A 17,643-nucleotide genomic window follows, 5' to 3' on the forward strand; every position below is an offset into this window, starting at 1 on the left:
ATTAGTTGTTTTAGTTTTTTCTTTAGGCTGAGCACCTGGTGGCGCTAGTTTTAGGCTCTGAGCTTGGCTCGCTGGTGGTCACGCCCCAGCTTGCCTCCTGTTTTTATGCCCCCAGCTTTGCCCGCAACTCCCGCGCCATGTCGGCATCTTCCCAGGTGAACCCGGAACGCCCGAAATGCCCGTAGGCGGCGGTACGCGAATAGATAGGTCGGCGCAGCGAAAGGCGGTCGATAATAGCTGCCGGTCGCAAGTCGAAAGTTTCCCGGACTGCCTGCAAAATCTGGGTCTTATCCGCTTTTTCGGTGCCGAAGGTTTCCAGTTCTATCGACACCGGGTGCGCCGAGCCAATAGCGTAAGCCACCTGCAGTTCCGCCCGATCCGCAAGGCCGGCCGCCACCACGTTCTTGGCTACCCACCTGGCAGCATAGGCCGCGGAGCGATCAACTTTAGAAGCATCTTTTCCAGAGAACGCGCCTCCGCCGTGGCGCGCCATCCCCCCGTAGGTGTCGACGATCAGTTTGCGACCGGTAACGCCAGTATCAGCGGCCGGGCCTCCTAAGATAAAGCGTCCCGCCGGGTTTACCAGGGTGCGGAAATCGCTGTCCTCGATCCAAGGCACCTGAGCGATAACTGGGTCAATCACCGCGGATTTTACTTCTTCACGCAGGTCTTTGAGGCTGACGGATGCTAGATGCTGAGTCGAAAGCACGATGGTGTCTAGCCCTACTGGGCGCCCGTCCTCATAACGTACGGTTACCTGGGTTTTTCCATCGGGGCACAGGTAGTCGAGGATTTTTTCCCGCCGTACTTTTTCGAGCTGCTTCGCTAAGCGGTGTGCCAGCCAGATCGGGGCGGGCATTAAATCAGGGGTTTCGTTGCAGGCGTAGCCGAACATCATCCCTTGGTCGCCGGCCCCCTGCTGGTCAAAAGCATCTACTGCCGACCCTTCGCGGGTTTCCCACGAGTCTTGCACTCCTTGAGCAATGTCGGGGCTCTGGCGGTCGATAGATACCAGCACTCCGCAAGAATCTCCATCGAAACCGATATCAGAGGAGGTGTAGCCGATTTCGTTAATGGTTTCGCGCACCAGGGTTTGCAGGTCTACATATCCGGAAGTGGTGATTTCGCCGGCCAGATGTACCTGCCCGGTGGTCGCCATGACTTCCACGGCAGACCGGGCTTCTGGGTCTTGTTCTAGCAGGGCATCGACTATGGAGTCGGCAATGCGGTCACAGACTTTATCGGGGTGACCACTGGTTACGGATTCAGAAGTAAAAATCGACTGCTTTGGGCTCATGGTTTCCAGTTTATGGCAGGGCTGGCGGTTGCGGGAATTGGGAGAGACGTGAACGGAGTTAAGCGTCAGAAGTCACCATAATGGGTTCCACACTGCACTATACGCAACACCTCGCCATCGATTTTGAACACCAGCCGATTTTTTTCATCGATGCGAACGCTCCAGTATCCAGAAAGATCTCCCCGCAAAGGTTCAGGTTTACCTATGCATTTGTACCCGTTACGGTCAATTGACTGTATCAACTTCAATATTCGTCTCACAGTTTTCTTGTCTTGTTTCAACCAATACTGAAATTCTTCCCAAGAATAATCTGTCCAAGCCTTAATCACCGGGCAAAACCTCGTGAATGGTACCGCCAGTTTGTTCCATTTGGGCTATTGAACTGCGCAAACGCTTCATATTTGATTCTGAATAGAACGGGTCAATAGCCACCTCGAACGGGATCCGCTTCTCCCGCACGACCTTTGCTGCAAACATGGTGTAGGCGCTGGTAGCTGTAAGCCCCAGTTCTTTACACGTGGCTTCAAGCGATTTTTTCAAGCTCGCGTCCATCCGAAAGTTAACAGTTGCTTGCGCCATCTGGTTCTCCTTATATACAAACTCTAGCTTCTCAAGTACATACTAGAGGTTTTGCACTACAAATGGAATGGTTTTTTATATTTTGTATTTATCTAGGGTCACCTTCGCCAGCCCGACACAGCAGCTGCTTACCCTGGACTTGCTCCCCACACCTTAAGCGGAACGGGAGGGCAATTTTGTCGCCTTACCCGCACCGGAGGGTGCTTTTGTGTCGGGAGGGCAATTTTGTCTGTGGAGGGCGATTCTGCACACCCCCACAAGCCACTACAGGCACAACGCAGACAGTTCCACCCTCCCGCGACAATAACGCCCTCCCGCGACATTTCCACCCTCCTAGGACGCTTCCACCCTCCAGAGTGAATTGTTGGACAGTCAGTTGCAGATCCTGCGCGGCGTTGAAGAGACGAGAGTACGGGGCGCTTAAAAAACGGCAATAAGAAAACATTTATCTGAACTTAATCCAGATTTGATGAACCGTCTCGGAGCGATAACAGCGGCATATTTGGCGACATCCTGTGGATAACTTTGTTGCGTAATTCATCGAAATTGAAATTAGAAATGCGACAGGAAAATTCGTTAAATTAAACGTGCAATTTCGTTTATTTTTAAATATAACTAACTATTCTTTTGTAACGTTTATCGCGAAATTGGCATTTTTAAATGCTTTCAAGCATAAAACAGCACATTTTGGGCGTCGGGGCGACATTCGCGCCCCATAAAAGTCCCGCAAAACCACTATCGCGACACACAGCTAACTTGTGCCGTATTTCATATACACTTTTAATTGCCTGCACGTTCACTAGGGGGCTGCCACACCTATAAACCAAAGAAAGAAGAATCTCCACAGGTGAAGCAGGTAAGCGTCAGGACGATAAAGCTTGAGGCAGACAGTAGAGTCTCAGGAATCAACAACGACGGAGCCAGAAAACTCATTTTGATTCGTAAAAATACAGATTTAATACCTCAAGTGCGCGTATAAAATCGTTATTTTGGGGCTCTGATCAGGGGCTATAACTCTTTAAATTCGCTTTGGGAGCATATTACGTGAAGAGTGCTTGTGATCGACCAGTTTGTGGTGTACGCGAACAGAAGCTCGTGAAGAACGGCAAGAGGAGAACAAAACTCGAAAAGATTCTTCGTATTGCGTTGCAACGAAAAGTGCAACGCAAAATAAAACCTTGCAACGCAAATACAACGAAACCATTTGCGTTGCATTTGCGTTGCCCTAGCGCTACAATAAGCTGCAAAAAGGGGAGTCAACGATGAGAGAATCCGCGTTCTTGGAGTTCAAGTCCAAAGTGAGCAACACATTTCTCAAGACTGTAAGCGCCTACGCGAACTTTCATGACGGGGAAATACTGTTTGGAATCGATGATGCGGGAAACGCGGTTGGCCTAGACCACCTAGAAGAAACGTGCCTGGCAATCGAAAATCGCATTAACGACTGCATTACCCCACGCCCCAGATTCTCTATCCAAATAAATCAGGACGACAAAACCATCTGTCTTCACGTGCAGGAAGGCTCTAACAAACCCTATCTTTACAATGGGAAAGCCTACCGCAGGAGTGACAGCTCCACTGTCGAAGTGGATAGAGTTGAACTCAGCCGCTTGGTATTGGAGGGAGAAAACCTCTCCTTCGAAGAACTTGACTCCCCCGAGAAAAATCTTCAGTTTAAAACTTTATCCGCAGCTCTTCGCGACCAGCTAGATATTTCGGATACCAGCACCGATGTGCTCAAGACCTTGGGGTTAATCGGACCGAATGGTTTCAACCGTGCCGCCGCCCTATTGGCCGATAAGAATAGCTATCCCGGAATCGATGTCATCAAGTTTGGAGCCTCTATTAATGAAATACTGGATCGCACCACTGTTGAACAGGTTTCTGTTTTGAAGCAGCTGGACACCGCGATGGAGGTTTTCGACCGCTACCTGCGTCTTGAGGAGATTGAGGGCGCAACCAGAACCACCAAAGAGCTGGTGCCGCGCGAAGCTTTCCGAGAGGCGATCGCTAACGGTCTGGTTCATCGAACTTGGGATATTAATTCGCGCTTACGGGTCAGCATTTTCCCTGACTGCGTGGAGGTTTACTCTCCAGGAGGACTTCCCACTGGGCTTTCCGAAGCAGAATATTTACGAGGACGAGTATCAGTTCTCAGAAATCCAATCCTGGCAGAGGTCTTCTTCCGTCTGGGACTTATTGAAAAGTTCGGCACCGGTATTCTGCGCATTCGAGAGTCTTATCGTGGCCAAACAGAGATTCCGAAATTTGAGGTTCTGGACAACTCCATCACGATTACTTTGCCTTTTATCGGTTCGCGTCAGCAGCTGAACTCGCAGGAAAAGATGCTTTTAAATTCCATGGCGCGAGGCAGAAGATATTCGCGCTCCGAGCTTGATATCAGCTCGGGATTCGAAAAAACCAAAACCCTTCGCCTACTAAATTCCCTGGTAAGCAAGCAGTTAGTCCTAGCTCATGGGGAAAGCAGAGCCCGGCGTTACTCGCGTCTTTAGCCGAAACGTTGTGTGGATGAGGGCGCTGCAAGAATTCGTGCGAACCGCAGACAAGGACGCGGATGAGGGCGCAGTCAAAGGCACGTTCAGCAACCGACAGTATTACTCCCCTGCCCTTCTTCTGGACTGCACCCCAGATACCGGAACCTCGACGGACAGAGATTAGCAATAGAAAAAGCGCACCGTTTTGCGTTGCAACGAAAAGTGCAACGCAAAAATTAGGGTTGCAACGCAAATGCAACGAACCCATTTGCGTTGCATTTGCGCGGTAACCGTTTAGTTTTTGGCGGCAGATTCACGTTCGCCAGTGGGTACTACCAGCACTGGGCAGGCCGCATGAGCCAGCACGGATTGCGAGGTGGAACCCATTAGTGCCCCTGTGAAACCGCCGCCTCCGCGAGTACCTACCACCACCAGGTCAACGGCGGTGGAAAACTCTGTCAGCAACGCCGCCGGGTTCCCATCCAAAGCATGAGAATGTACTTTCACTCCACTATCAGCGGTTTCTTCCTTACAGGTTTGTTTAAGCCCGTCACGCACATCCCGCAAGATGCTGTCACGATCGACCGTGGCCGGCAACCAGGAAAGGATCCCGGCGGATGATGCCAGGGGAACCGCATCCACGGCAGTCAGTTCCGCGCCCCATACTTGGGCTTCTTTGATGGAGCGGCGCAGGGATTTGCGAGAACGCGTGGAACCGTCAAATCCGATCACGATTTTCTTTACCGGCACGAATTGGTCATCCGTTTTCCGCCGAGGCACTACCACGACTGGACATCGAGAGTAGGCCGGCAAAGCCGAGGAGGTTGCCCCCAACAACCGGTCAGTGAACCCGCCGCCTCCGCGGGTGCCGACCACAATCAAATCGACTTGCTGCGACAGTTGCACCAAAATCGCGGTGGGGTCTCCGGCTTCCACCCGCCCTTCGGCCTGGTAGCCGCGTTTTTTAAGGTGCGCTACAGCTTCGTCTACTACGGTTTGCGCGCTTTCGCGAATCGCATCATTGTCTACTACCGCGAATCCGGAATCCATGGACGCTGCCGTATAAGAGGGCAGCGCATAGGCACATAATACTTGCAGTTTCCCGCCGCTTTGCTTAGCGCGCGCGCCCGCCCATTCCGCGGCCTCTAGGGACTCTGGGGAGCCGTCAACCCCCACTAAGATAGTTTCTGTTCCCGACATGTCTGCGTCCCCCTTCTGCTGCGCCCTTGCCTGCTTATTTCTATTTTATAGGCCGGAGGGCGGGTTTGCTCTGAAATGAACCCTGGTCGCGGGAAGGGGATGGAAAGGGACAGCTTTCGGTGGAGCTTTTTTATTTTTTTTGAGGGTGCGCTTGGCTGGTTTTTGCGCTGGTTTCAGGGGTTTTGAGGGTGCGCGATTATTTACGCGGTCGCGCTGTATGGCGTGCTCGTTTGCGTTTTGCTGAGCCTTTAAATTTTTTCGCTCTTTGCGTGCGGGTTAACCTGCCGATTTGCGTGGGAGTATCTGTCTGGTCTGGAGTGGTTTCTTCATCGCGTTTTTTACGGTCTTTTCGCAGGTAGCGAGCTACTATAACGCCTCCTATAGCCGAGATAATGATCGGGAGGATCATCCACCAACGCAACGCATCCCACCAGGTAGGGCCATCTTCGTTCATCGGGGGCGCTTCCTTAAGAGCGATACGCTCAGCGGTCACTACCAGCCGGTGCGTGTTCAAACCGTAAGGAGTACAAGTAAACAAGGTCAAAATATCCTTACCAGCTTTAGGCTCGAACAACTCTAACTGGGTGGGTTTAATCACGTGGATAGCACGGACTTTATAAGCCAGTTTCTTCCCCGCCACCTGCACATAAGCAATATCGCCGACCTTGACGTCCTGCAAGCCATCAAACAAACTAGCAGTCCTCATTCCCGAATGAGCAGTAAGTACCGCGTTAACTCCTTTACCCCCAACCGGAAGACCGGTACCAAAAAGATGCCCCGCACCACGAGCAATCGCGTCATCCTCGGTACCGTGCCGCACCGGAAGATCTATTTTCGCTGAGGGCACCACTAGCCGGCCCATCACATCCCCGGGCAAAGTCCTTAAATATTCCTGATACTCTTTAGACCCGGTTTTGGTCATCTTATACAAATAGGGGTCAAGAATCGGGATACCCCGAATATTAGCGTTATACTCATGCGCCTGTTTAAGTAATGCCTGGGATTGATCGGGACGCACAGAAACCTGCTTCATTTCCTGCGCCTGCATCCTGGATATTTCCCCAATACGCACATTACCAACAAAAATAGCCACCACCGGATAAAGCAAAAGTAATGCTCCCAGCACCGTCAAAACAACAATCACAGCCTTACGCATCCCGGTTCCCTCCTCTCAAAACTGTAAACACTTCTCACCTGGCTACCCTGATATAACCCGGCTTTTTATTTGCCCCACCCCAGGGTATCGTCATCCACCTTAGAGCCGTTTATTCTTAGGCAGTTTTGCCCCTCTTGCCTGACAGGTTAACCCGCCTGCCGGTTAACCTGTCTGCCCGCTATTAGCCGATACCTATAACGGGAAAAGCGTTTCCCGTATGAGGGCGCAAAGAAGGGGGCGGTGCAGTAACGTACACCGCCCCCTCTCTTTGGTCTTAGGGGCTATTGATCACTCTATTAGTAGTATTCCAAGACTTACGCTAGTCCTGGCGGCGCTTAACGGTTAGCACCACGCCAACAGACACTAGAATCAAGCCCAGAACCGAAACGAGCAAAATCCCCTGGGCACCGGTAAGCGGCAGACCCGGGTTCTTGTAGTTAGTAACCTGCACGAAGCTACCATCACCTGCTTTAGCAGTATTTAGATCAACAACCGTGCCCGCTTTCGTCAGCTTAAATTCAATTGCCTGCGGCAAAAGCTGATAGCCCTTCGGCGCGGTTTTCTCTACCAAACAATAAGGAACCTGATCGCCTTCAGCTACAGCCTCCCCATCAATCCAGTTAGTCAACTGCAAATCAGAGATCTTCACTAAACCATCAGCACCAGTGGCTTCCGAGGTCTTGATAACAGGCCCCAACTTAGTCAAATCAGAGCAGCTCTTAGTAGCAGCATCAGCCAAGTGCACAGTGAAAACAGCACCCGCCAAGGCGGCACCATCTTTATCAACCTTCTTAATCACGATATCACCGTGTTTGGTGACAACCTCCGGAGAAGTGATCGGCTTACCGTTATCTTCCGAGTACTTATTCGGGAACAACTGACCGGTGTTCTTAGTCAAACCATCAGCCGGAACACTCTTCAGCTTCACATGCAAAGTAACCTCGATATCAGTACCCGCAGCGATAGTATCCAGACCAGTACCCTTGAAAGCCACCGTAACCGTAGTACGCTCCGGATCACCAGCTTTAGTGGTGGTGGCATCAAAATCAGTGGTGTCAGCCCCGGCAATCTTGGCGGTAGTCTTTACATACTCCACATTAGCCGGCAACTGGTCAACAATCTTGTAAACCCCACCCAAGTCAGCGGCATTCATCTTCCCGTCACCATTGGCGTCAGCACCAGTAGACTTGGTAGACAAGACGTACTTAAACTCATTGGCAGTACCTGTAACCCCCTCAGGCAAAGTAGTAACACCCTTGTCTACAACCTTCTTATCCAGGGTGTTTTCCTGGTTCTTCGGGTAAACATGCACATCGGCATTCCAAGCCGTACCCTCAGGGTTAGTCATCGGCAAAGTAACTGCGAAAGGAGCAATCGGAGTAATCTTGTCCTTCTTAACCTCTTTATCAGCAGCCTTAATCGTGCCTGAGCCTTCTAGATCCTCAACCACGACATACAGGCCGCGTTCTACATCAGCAAAATTAGCTTCACCATTAGCGCCTGTCGTCTTAGTAGTCGGGGTAGCAGCCAACTTATAAGTGGTGCCTCCAACCGTAATACCCGTGGTAACTACATCATCCTTCAGGGGAACCGCAGCGATTTCTTGAGCCAGTTTCAAACCATCATTAGTAGAAACGTCAACGCCCTCAACCCTGTACAGCTTAAAATTAACCCCCTCCAAAGGAGTTTTACCAGTAAGCTCGCCAGCATCAATCGCGGTACCATCATGCTTCAAATTTGTAGTCGCACCCAGATACTTATGCACCGTCAAGGATGCTTTCTCCGGCTGAGATGTACCAAGTATAGTATCAGCGCTGGCGGCGCCAACACCTGCCAGGCCCATAAAGGCCATCACCATGCCAGTCAGCATGGCCAGTAACTTTTTCTTACTCACTTTCTCTTCCTTTCAAATAGAGTAAACACAATAGCAATCCCTAACACCAGACACCCAAGAAGCAACACTTCTAAAGCACCGGCATATCCCGACAAGGGAAGCTTCCCCTCCGGGTAGTTAGTAACGGTCAGGGATCCATTCCCGCCACTAACAGTATTTACATTTCCTTTTTCACTGGAAACGGTCACTTTCTCGTTACCATCAACCGTGAACTTCACCGGCTGCGGCGACAAAGCATAACCCCGATTCGTTTGGGTTTCCCGCAAGGTGTACTCCTGTCCAGGCAACACCTTAAACTTAACCTTGCCATCCTTCCCAGTAGTCAGGGTCTGCGTGTCCCCACTATCTCCCTCGCGGGAAAGCTCAAACACCACGCCAGACAGAGCCTCGCCCTCATCCGAGACCTTGTTAAGCTCGATCTCAACCTCCGCGCGCTGGTTATAACGCACAAACGTCACTGTCGGATTATCACCGGTCAAAGTAACCTTCGAGACCTGATCCGATACCAGGTAACCGTCTGGAGCCTTGGTTTCCTGCACGGCGTATTCCTTACCGAAATCGAGACCAGTAAAGGTAGCCAGACCCACCTCGTTAGTAACCAGCTTCTGGGTAGACCCGTCAGGCTTGGTCAAAGTGAACTCCGCACCCGCCAAGGCTTTACCAGTTTCTTTCGATAGCTTCGAAACCGTGATCCGGCCGGTGTCCTTAGTGTTAGGCACCTCCATAGTGATCAAACCGGTAAACCCATCCAACAGGGCATAATCAGAAACCTTTACTGATACCGCGTTAGACTTCGCCACGTAACCGGTAGGAGCCGTGATTTCTTTCAGCTTGTAGATCTTATCCGGATCCAGCTTCACCGTAGTAGGTAGCTCTACCAGGCCATCATCACCGGTAGTAAGGCCGCTAGCGACCTCGGTAGTCTCGTCCTCTTCAAAGAGGGTGAACTTGGCGCCAGACAGCGGGATCACCACATCGAAAGTGCCCGCCACTTTACCAGGGACTTTCACCGCACCCGGGGTGCCCGACACCACTTTATCGGCAGCGTCCTCATCAATCGCCTTCACCAAGGGTTCATATTTGAAGACCCGCAAGCGGGAAGGATTATTATTGGCCGTCCAGGTGAACTGCTGCGCTTTATAATCATCAACCACGAATTCATATTGCGCATTCGGGTCCACAAAATACCCTTCCGGGGCTTTCAGCTCTTTCACCTGGTAAATACCGCCAGAAAGACCGGTGAACTCTGCTTGACCAGTATCACCAGTAGTTACTTTCTTGATCGGATCGGCCGGCCAAGAACCATCCGGGTTCTGTTTAAACAACCCAAACTCGGCGCCAGCAAGGAACCGGTCAGCACCCGCGTCAGTATCCGCGGCTTTAGGGTCAACCTTGGTGACCACAATCGAGGACTCTTTCTTCGACTCCTCATTAGGAACCAACAACTCACTCTGCACTAGCAGTGCCTTACCATCAGCATCCAAAAGCCGACCATCCGCGCCAACCTGGAAATACAATGGCTCACTATTCTTGATATAACCATCCGGAGCCTTAGTTTCTTGCAAGGTATAAACCTGATTAATCTCCAGATTATCTAAGATGACATTAGCAGCCGCGCCCCCGGTAGTCACCGACCTAACAAGCTCGCCAGTCCCCTTACCCTTATAAAGATTAAAAGACGCACCAGCCTTAACCACGCCATCACCGCGCTGCCACTCGCCAAAGTCCTTGCCCTTACCAGCCATGCCCCGCACGCCCAACTTCGACAGCGACACCGCGCCTTTATCGTTCTTGATCTGGCCATTAACTCCCAGCTTCAGATCCAGCCCGCGTAGGTTGGTACAAGTTGCTTGGCTACAACTAGTGATGGTGAAATCAATCGGAGCGATCGGCTGCAGGTGACGATCACCCGGATTCTCGGTTAAACGCCACTTACCAGCAGGAATGTTGTAGAACTTTACGTCACCATCATCGTTAGAACGCACCGTGATCGGAGCGGAGTTCGGCACAGACATGGTGCCATCGTTCTGTAGCACCGGTTGCGGGGTGATCGTAAATTCAATACCCGCTAAAGGCTGACCGTTCTTATCCACTTTCTTAAACTCGGCGGTACCAGTAATCGGCTCAAGCGGATACCACTTGCCCATGTTGGTAACATCAGGCAGTTTAATCTTGTAGGTGCCGGTAGTGGAATCATAATTGGTGGCATTAAAGTCGCTAGCCGACAGCATATATGCCTTATCGGTAACGGCATATCCCGTGGGAGCTTCGATCTCTCGCACCGTCCAGCCCGGGGTGGCAGTCACGTTCGTGAACTTTACCTGGCCTTTAGAGTCAGAGATGGCGCTGGCTTGCAGCGCTCCCTCTTTATCGTAGAGGCCGAATTTGGCTCCGGCGAGCAGTTTCTTCTGCGCTGTCTGGAATGGTTCAGCTTTGTATCCGTACTTGGTCAGCTCGATATTTACCGCCGGCGGCACCAGGGTGTTAATCACCGGGTTAGATTCCAGTTTGCCTTCGTGTGAACTATGCACACTCCAGAAATCATTGATTGCCTTTTTGCCCAAATGCTCTTGGGAACGCGGATTCGCACCCACCGGGCCAGCAATCATCGGTACCGTGATCCGTACTTCGCTGCTCGGCTGCTGCGGGTTGTTATTAGTAAATTTCAACCCCGTTACCGCCGGGCAGGGAGCGCTCTGCCAGTTGGCGCGATCTAGGTTATCTTTCGCGATACCCGTATCGCAGGTATAGAAGGTATTCCAACCGTTAGCTGCCGTACCATCTACCATTTCGAAGCTGATTTGCCCGCTGGGATCGTACTGGTTAATCAGGGTGGAACCGCTGCGGGCAGGGGTACCTGCCACTGGCAGTAAGTCATAGATCACCGGATTTTGCTCCGGATTAGTTCCGTAGCCGAGGCGAAGCTGATAATCGAATTTCGCTCCCCCGACAGTCTTGATCTCGGTAACCCAGGGCGCGTTTGGCTTGCGTTCCTTAATCCGCTTGTAGATATAGGTTTCATCCCCTACTGCGACTCGGGTAGTATTTTCCGCTCTCGACCACTTTCCGGAACCGGCAATCGGGTTTTCCACCGTGGTTGCCCATCTGTCTTTGTTTTTGTCGCTCTTGTCTTCTGGATACTCAACATTGCCTTGAGCATGCACGAACGCTTCGTTAACGATGTCACCGTCGATAACACCCCTGGTAATAGTGGTCTCTAGCTGTCCCACACTGTATACCTGGCTGGGATCGGTGACCTGATCCGCTTGGAAACGAACCGCTACGCGTCCTGTCCCATTGAAGTTAGAAAGAATCTGGTAACGGGCTCCGGGCAGTTCCGCAAACGTTTTAGTCAGCGTCACCCGGTTAACTTCCAACCCTCTAGGTAGCACATCTACCAGCTCAAAACCGGTTAAGGGGTCACCGTAATCGGTTTCTAGCTCCGCGCCTACGGTATAGGTACCGGTTTTACCGGCGAGAGTTGCCTTGTCAAAAGTGTTGACTTTGCGAGCTTTAAGCTTCTTGCCCTCGGGCAATACCTTGATATGAGCCTCTTTAATACGTTTTCCGCCCTGTACCTTATTTCTGAGGTCGGCTTGGCACTTCAGCCCCTCGCAGAGGTTCTTATCCGGGTCACGCAGCTTGGTGTGAATCTTGGTAATAGTTTTTTGTCCTGGCTGCGTAGCCTTAACGCTGCTCCACCGCAACTGGATGTTCTGGTAGGAGGTGAGATCCTCCGGCAGATCGATCCGGTCAGTTCCCGTAATGCCCATGGAATAAAGAACTTTATATTTATCCGGTTCGCCAGTGGGACTAATAATTTCTAGGGTGCCACCCACAAATACCGGGTCAGGGGTAATACCGGTGTACTGCAGACGGTCATCAAGGTCAAAGTCTCTAAGATTTAGGGTGACCGGGGTATCCGTAATGTTATTGGTCAGTACATTCCAATCGATTTCAAGAGAGCGATTTTGCTTAGTGTCGTAGATTACCGCGGCTCCATCACGGAAGTGCGGGCCAGCAGCAACCTTCGTTAGGGGAACCCCTGGAGGTGCAGTCTCCATCGGCTTATAGAAGCTGAAGTTAGTATCTGCCGCCCCAGTAAGCAGTGGTTCCTTCGGACCTTGCTCCTCGGGAGTGAGGGTGAAATCGGCGTGGTTATCAATCCGTTTTTGTTTCTTTGCCCCCGGGAAATGCAACTTCAAGCTACCTAGACCGGAGCTCTCCGTATGCAGACGTTTTTCGGTATTGGTGTAGGTGAGGGTGAGCCCATCTTTGCCTAGCTCCCACCCCGGGTTTTCAGAGGCCACGAACTGGGCGCGTGCCTGGGTTCCATCGGTCTTGGTGTATAGCGGCAACTGGTCAGTGATGGTGTAACCACGCACGTTCCGCATCAATTTCTTTACTCCGAAAGTAAAGGTGACCGCGTTTTTGCCAGAGGTGCTGACGTCTCCTTCCGGATCGTCATCGTAGTCCCTGCATACGGATAGATAACACCCTACTGTATCCTTCGTGAAAGAAGGTAGCGGATAGTATCCTTTAAGGTTCACCGGCCCCGGTTTAGATTCTGGATGCGGGGTCAGCACATACTGCTTCCCGTCCGCGGCAGTATCAACCAATTCCGCTTTGACCGGGAAAACTGCGTCCGAGGCGGTGATCCGCTTCTTTATACGCCAGTAGATAGGAATACTGGTACGCGTAGAGCTGTCGTAATTCGGCTTCAGCTTAACTTCCAGGACTCCCGGAGCAACTACTTTAACTGAGGTAAAGAATTGGCTAGAAGTATTATCCCAATCCGCAACCTCTACCCGGGTAGGATCATAAGTTACCCGAATAACCCCATCCTTAACTACCGAGGTTCCAGCGTCCCCACCATAGGTGAGGTCAACGCGCATATTATTACCGAATTCCTCTTCTAGCTCATTGGATTCGGGCCAGCCAGGCTGGTTTATTTTTCCTGTCAAATCCAGACGCGCATACGAGCCCGTCATCTCTGCTGGAGCCTTCTGGTAACGGAAAACTATGTCCTTGTCGTTACCGTCTAGCTTAATGGTCTGGCTAGGAGGCAGCGAATAGCCTTCAATCATAGGCGGCACTAGCACATAATTCTGGTTGCTATCGCCCTCTTTACTGCTAATGGGGCGGTTTATTTCCGGTGCCAACGGCTGACCGGTTTCCTGATCAAGGTAGCGTACCCGCACCTGGGAATCGGTGAGGATAATGACGTCGTTACCATATCCAGTAGTGTATCCAGATACATTATTGGGGTTCTTACCAGACTCCGGTCGCAGATATATAGGCCCATTAAGACCGCCGTAGGTAGTATTAGAGCCCGCGCCGCCTTTACCCCAACCTACGCCTGAGAACATTTCTACTGCATGTTCTAGACGATCATACTGCTGACCGTCATAAACCAAGGGAGCATCCGGAACCGTAAATACCATTCCTCGCGGAATGTTCGAGGAAAAAGTATCAGGATCGATGAAGTACAGATTACCAAGAGAATCCGGGAGAGCAGTGATATTATTCTTATTTTTCTCCCTATCTATATCCTTGGTCTGCGAGTTAGCAGTAGAATGCCCAAAAACGGTAGCACGAGGATCCCATCTGGATATAGGTGCTCCCCGCTCACGCCCACCTAAGATAGATATCTTGCCCCAAGAATCCGGTATCGCCGTCAACTCATTATTGGCAAAAGCCCCATAGTGAATTTCTCTAACTTCACCCCAGGAACTGGGTAAAGCCTTTAGCCGATTGTCCAAGAAACTGTACCTTCCGATTACAGTAATCTTGCCCCAAGAGGGTGGCAGAGAAACTATTTCATTGTTTAAGAACGCGCCACGGGGAATCTGAGTAAAAGTATCCCAAGGAGCGGTCAGAGCAGTGATTTTATTATCTTTGAAACTCTCGGCGCCAATAGTAGTAACACTACCCCACGAATCCGGCAGACCGGTGAGGGCGTTACCCATAAAAGCCTGAACCCCAATAGTCTTCACCTTCCCCCAAGAAGAGGGCAGGGATTGAATCTGGTTAATATTAGTACCGGTATCTGCCCCAGACGGGTAACAACGGTAATCGGGATAAGCGTTATCTTTATAAATGTTCTTACCCGCAAAAGCACAAGGTTCAATGGTGGTTACACTGTCCCACGAGTCCGGAAGTACCGTGAGGTTATTTCGCACGAACGAGTTCTTACCGATAGTGGTTACCGATCCCCAGGCGGGCAGCGAGGCCAGTTGGTTATCGTAGAAAGCCTTTTCGGGGATAACGGTTATCTTGCCCCAAGAATCCGGCAAAGAAGTTAACAGGTTAGAAGCAAAACTACTCGTGCCTAGCCGAGACACGTTTTCCCAAGAATCTGGGAGTTTAGTTAGCTTGTTTTTCTCAAATGCAGAATTCCCGATGCTGGTAATTGACCCCCAAGCTGGCAGCGAAGCTATCTGGTTATTAAAAAAGACCCGCGAGGGCAGAGAGGTAATCTTGCCCCAGGGAGCAGTCAAAACAGTTATTTGATTATTTTCGAATGCGGATTGACCCAGGCTAGCAACGTCATCCCATGAGTCGGGGAGCGCAGTTATTCTATTATTCGCGAATGCCGCGTTACCAATTTTCGTAATTTGCCCCCAAGCGGGCAAGGATAATAACTGGTTGGATTCAAAGACACTGGTGGGTAAGGAGGTTATTTTCCCCCAAGAATTCGGCAACGCAGTCAGTTTATTGTCATAGAACGCACGCATGCCCAGAGAAGCTACTTTCCCCCAAGAATCAGGAAGGGCGGTAAGCTGGTTCCCGGAAAATGCAAGTTGTTTAATACTAGTTATGTCGCCCCAAGAATCCGGCACCGAAACTATTTTATTGTCTTTAAATACTCCATCGGGAAGGTTGGTAATCTTGCCCCAGGGTGCTTCCAGGGCAGTTATAGCATTTTTGTAAAAAGCTTCGTCCCCCAGGTAGGAGACATTCCCCCAAGATTTTGGAAGGGCAGTTAGCTGGTTATTCTGAAATGCAAACCATTCAATTCTTTCGACCTTGCCCCAGGAATCCGGCACCGCAGTAAGTTTAGAGTCTACAAAGGCCCGCATTCCGATGTATTCTATATTCCCCCAAGAATCTGGCACTGAAGTTACAGGGGTTGACCGGAACGCGTCCTCGCCAATAGAGTCGATCGGTTGTCCTTTGTCCCCGACAGTGGGCCAGCACCAATCTGTACTATTTTTAGCCTTACCGGCTCTATATTTAGCTAACCCGTCAGTACTAAAGCCAGCTATAGAGTTCCACTGTTTTCCTCGTGAATCAGTCCAGGTCTGATATTTGAAATCTTTTACCTGCCAACCGGCACAAATAGTTTTTTCTGGCCAATCCGGACCTACTGCCACTTTGCCTTTAACGGTCTTGGTGCGCCCCTTAGAATCCTTAGCTGTGTAGTAGACATCGTAGGTAGCCTCTTGCACACTGGTGTCTATTGAGTCGGGAGAAACTGTCAGGGAAGCGGTATTCCCGTCAGTATCTGTCGCGGTCACCCCCGCCAGCAGGGCTGCTTTGGAACCATCGCCATCTTTAGCGATATGCTTAACGATTTCCCCGCTGATCTTGGGCGAGAAATCGGTTTTCTTGTATTTAAAAGTGACCTCATTAGCCTCCCCGGCCTGCGGGGTAATCTTTTGGGAATCTGGAGTCACCGCGTAGCCAGCCAGCTGAGGTGCTTTAATAGTGTTTTCTTCACCCGCGAAATAGACCCCGTCTGGTTCGGTGAACTCGCTTTGTAGTACCTGGGGGCTACGTAAAGGTTTATTAGTATACGCATCAATGTAGTTAATGGTGATCGATACTGCATCTTCTGCGACTACCTGTCCAAAGCCGGAATCGTACTTAGTGGACCTTACTGCGTCCGGGAGCGCTTGTTGCCCGTCGGCCTTTTCCAACACCACCCAGCGCTGGTTATTCGCGAACACCTGCGAACCAAACTCAGTGATAGTAGCGGGAATCTTTACCTTCTCAATCTGGTTGCCACTAAAAGCCTCCTGCCCCACTTTTGCCAGCTTAGAAGGAAGCGTGACTCCCTTAAGCTTATTATTGGCAAACGCGCTGGCGCCGATCTCGGTTACCGTATCTGGCAGCTCCACCGTTTCCAGTTGATTGTCACGGAAAGTGTTCGCCGGAATAGCGGTCACCGGGGCATCTTTAATCTTTACCGTTTTCAGGGCGTTATCGCTGAACGCGCCCTCACCAATAGTAGTCAGCGTGGAAGACTCAAAAGCTGTCAGCTTATTCTTCTGGAATGCGCCCTCACCAATAACCTTCAAGCCCGGCGCCTCAAGTTCCGTAATCTGATTATCGTAAAACGCGCGATCTGCAACCTCGGTCACCGAATCCGGCAACGTAACCTTCGTGAGCTTCAGCCCCGAAAACACGCCCTCCGCAATCTTGGTAGTACCCGCCGGGATGGTCAGTTCTTTATTAGCCTCCAGCGCGGCCTTACCCTTATCAGTCAGACCAGTAAGCTCCGTTCCATTAAAAGTAAAACGGTTATCAGTTGGGGGTACCCCCTGGCGCATAGGAGCTGGAACGCGCAGCGCTTGGGGAACGCCGGCATTAGTCTGCTGGAAACTGAACTGTTTAGCCTGGTTATTATCGGTGGCGGCGCTGGAGTGGTTAGTGTTGCTGGTGGAGTGGTTGGTGTTTGCAGAAGACTTTGCGGACTTGTTGCCGGTAGAGTTCGCGGTAGCAGAAGTAGCTTTACTGGCGTTGGTTTGTTCAACTGCGGGCGCCGTCATCGGCACGATCACCAGCAATGTTGACAACAACAGCCCTAAAACCGACAGCGAAGCAATAAGCCTTCTGCTAACTACCTTACTTGCCACGTTAACACCTCTACTATGAGCCAGCCACCGAAAGTTACAGCTATTCCTCAACTCAACAAATTACTCCTCAATGATAATAAATTAATCTCTTTTTCACAACGCTTCGGGCGAGTTATTTCTGCAAACTATTCAAAGTTTTCTTGCATGTTCGTACAATTGTT

Annotated in this window: 9 protein-coding genes; 2 read left to right on the forward strand and 7 right to left on the reverse strand. The window is 50.9% G+C overall.

Annotated features, from left to right (window positions below):
- Window positions 1-103: 103 nt before the first annotated feature.
- The 3 genes from metK to L0M99_RS01995 form a co-directional block, all read right to left on the reverse strand.
- Complete coding sequence (gene metK / locus L0M99_RS01985) at window positions 104-1,297, reverse strand: methionine adenosyltransferase (RefSeq protein WP_238127545.1); 1,194 nt, start codon at window positions 1,295-1,297, stop codon at window positions 104-106.
- A 65-nt stretch (window positions 1,298-1,362) separates the two neighbouring features.
- Window positions 1,363-1,626 carry a Txe/YoeB family addiction module toxin gene (locus L0M99_RS01990; protein WP_278609271.1) on the reverse strand — a complete coding sequence of 88 codons (264 nt, stop codon included), beginning with the start codon at window positions 1,624-1,626 and terminating at the stop codon, window positions 1,363-1,365.
- On the reverse strand, window positions 1,619-1,876 hold the full coding sequence (locus L0M99_RS01995) for a type II toxin-antitoxin system RelB/DinJ family antitoxin (protein WP_101930281.1): 258 nt from the start codon (window positions 1,874-1,876) through the stop codon (window positions 1,619-1,621). Before L0M99_RS01995 ends, L0M99_RS01990 begins: the two co-directional genes overlap by 8 nt.
- A 1,262-nt stretch (window positions 1,877-3,138) precedes the next feature.
- On the opposite strand from L0M99_RS01995, the gene L0M99_RS02000 reads away from it, so the two are divergent.
- Both L0M99_RS02000 and L0M99_RS02005 read left to right on the forward strand, forming a co-directional pair.
- The gene (locus tag L0M99_RS02000; protein WP_283217020.1) at window positions 3,139-4,389 is read left to right on the forward strand and encodes an RNA-binding domain-containing protein; all 1,251 of its coding nucleotides are present in this window, start codon (window positions 3,139-3,141) and stop codon (window positions 4,387-4,389) included.
- A gap of 16 nt (window positions 4,390-4,405) precedes the next feature.
- Window positions 4,406-4,555, forward strand: coding sequence for a hypothetical protein (locus L0M99_RS02005; RefSeq protein WP_238127547.1), 150 nt, complete (start codon window positions 4,406-4,408; stop codon window positions 4,553-4,555).
- A 110-nt stretch (window positions 4,556-4,665) separates the two neighbouring features.
- On the opposite strand, the gene L0M99_RS02010 is transcribed toward L0M99_RS02005, so the two are convergent.
- From L0M99_RS02010 to L0M99_RS02025, 4 genes are all read right to left on the reverse strand, one after another.
- Window positions 4,666-5,571 (reverse strand): universal stress protein, encoded by a 906-nt coding sequence (locus tag L0M99_RS02010; protein WP_238127548.1) that lies wholly within the window; start codon window positions 5,569-5,571, stop codon window positions 4,666-4,668.
- 196 nt (window positions 5,572-5,767) lie between these two features.
- Complete coding sequence (locus L0M99_RS02015) at window positions 5,768-6,727, reverse strand: class C sortase (RefSeq protein ID WP_238127549.1); 960 nt, start codon at window positions 6,725-6,727, stop codon at window positions 5,768-5,770.
- A gap of 319 nt (window positions 6,728-7,046) precedes the next feature.
- Complete coding sequence (locus L0M99_RS02020) at window positions 7,047-8,621, reverse strand: SpaH/EbpB family LPXTG-anchored major pilin (protein ID WP_238127550.1); 1,575 nt, start codon at window positions 8,619-8,621, stop codon at window positions 7,047-7,049.
- On the reverse strand, window positions 8,618-17,482 hold the full coding sequence (locus L0M99_RS02025; RefSeq protein ID WP_238127551.1) for a SpaA isopeptide-forming pilin-related protein: 8,865 nt from the start codon (window positions 17,480-17,482) through the stop codon (window positions 8,618-8,620). Before L0M99_RS02025 ends, L0M99_RS02020 begins: the two co-directional genes overlap by 4 nt.
- Between the last annotated feature and the right edge of the window lie 161 nt (window positions 17,483-17,643).

Origin of the sequence: Varibaculum cambriense (assembly GCF_022133705.1) — a bacterium.
Classification (GTDB): Bacteria; Actinomycetota; Actinomycetes; order Actinomycetales; family Actinomycetaceae; genus Varibaculum; species Varibaculum cambriense_A.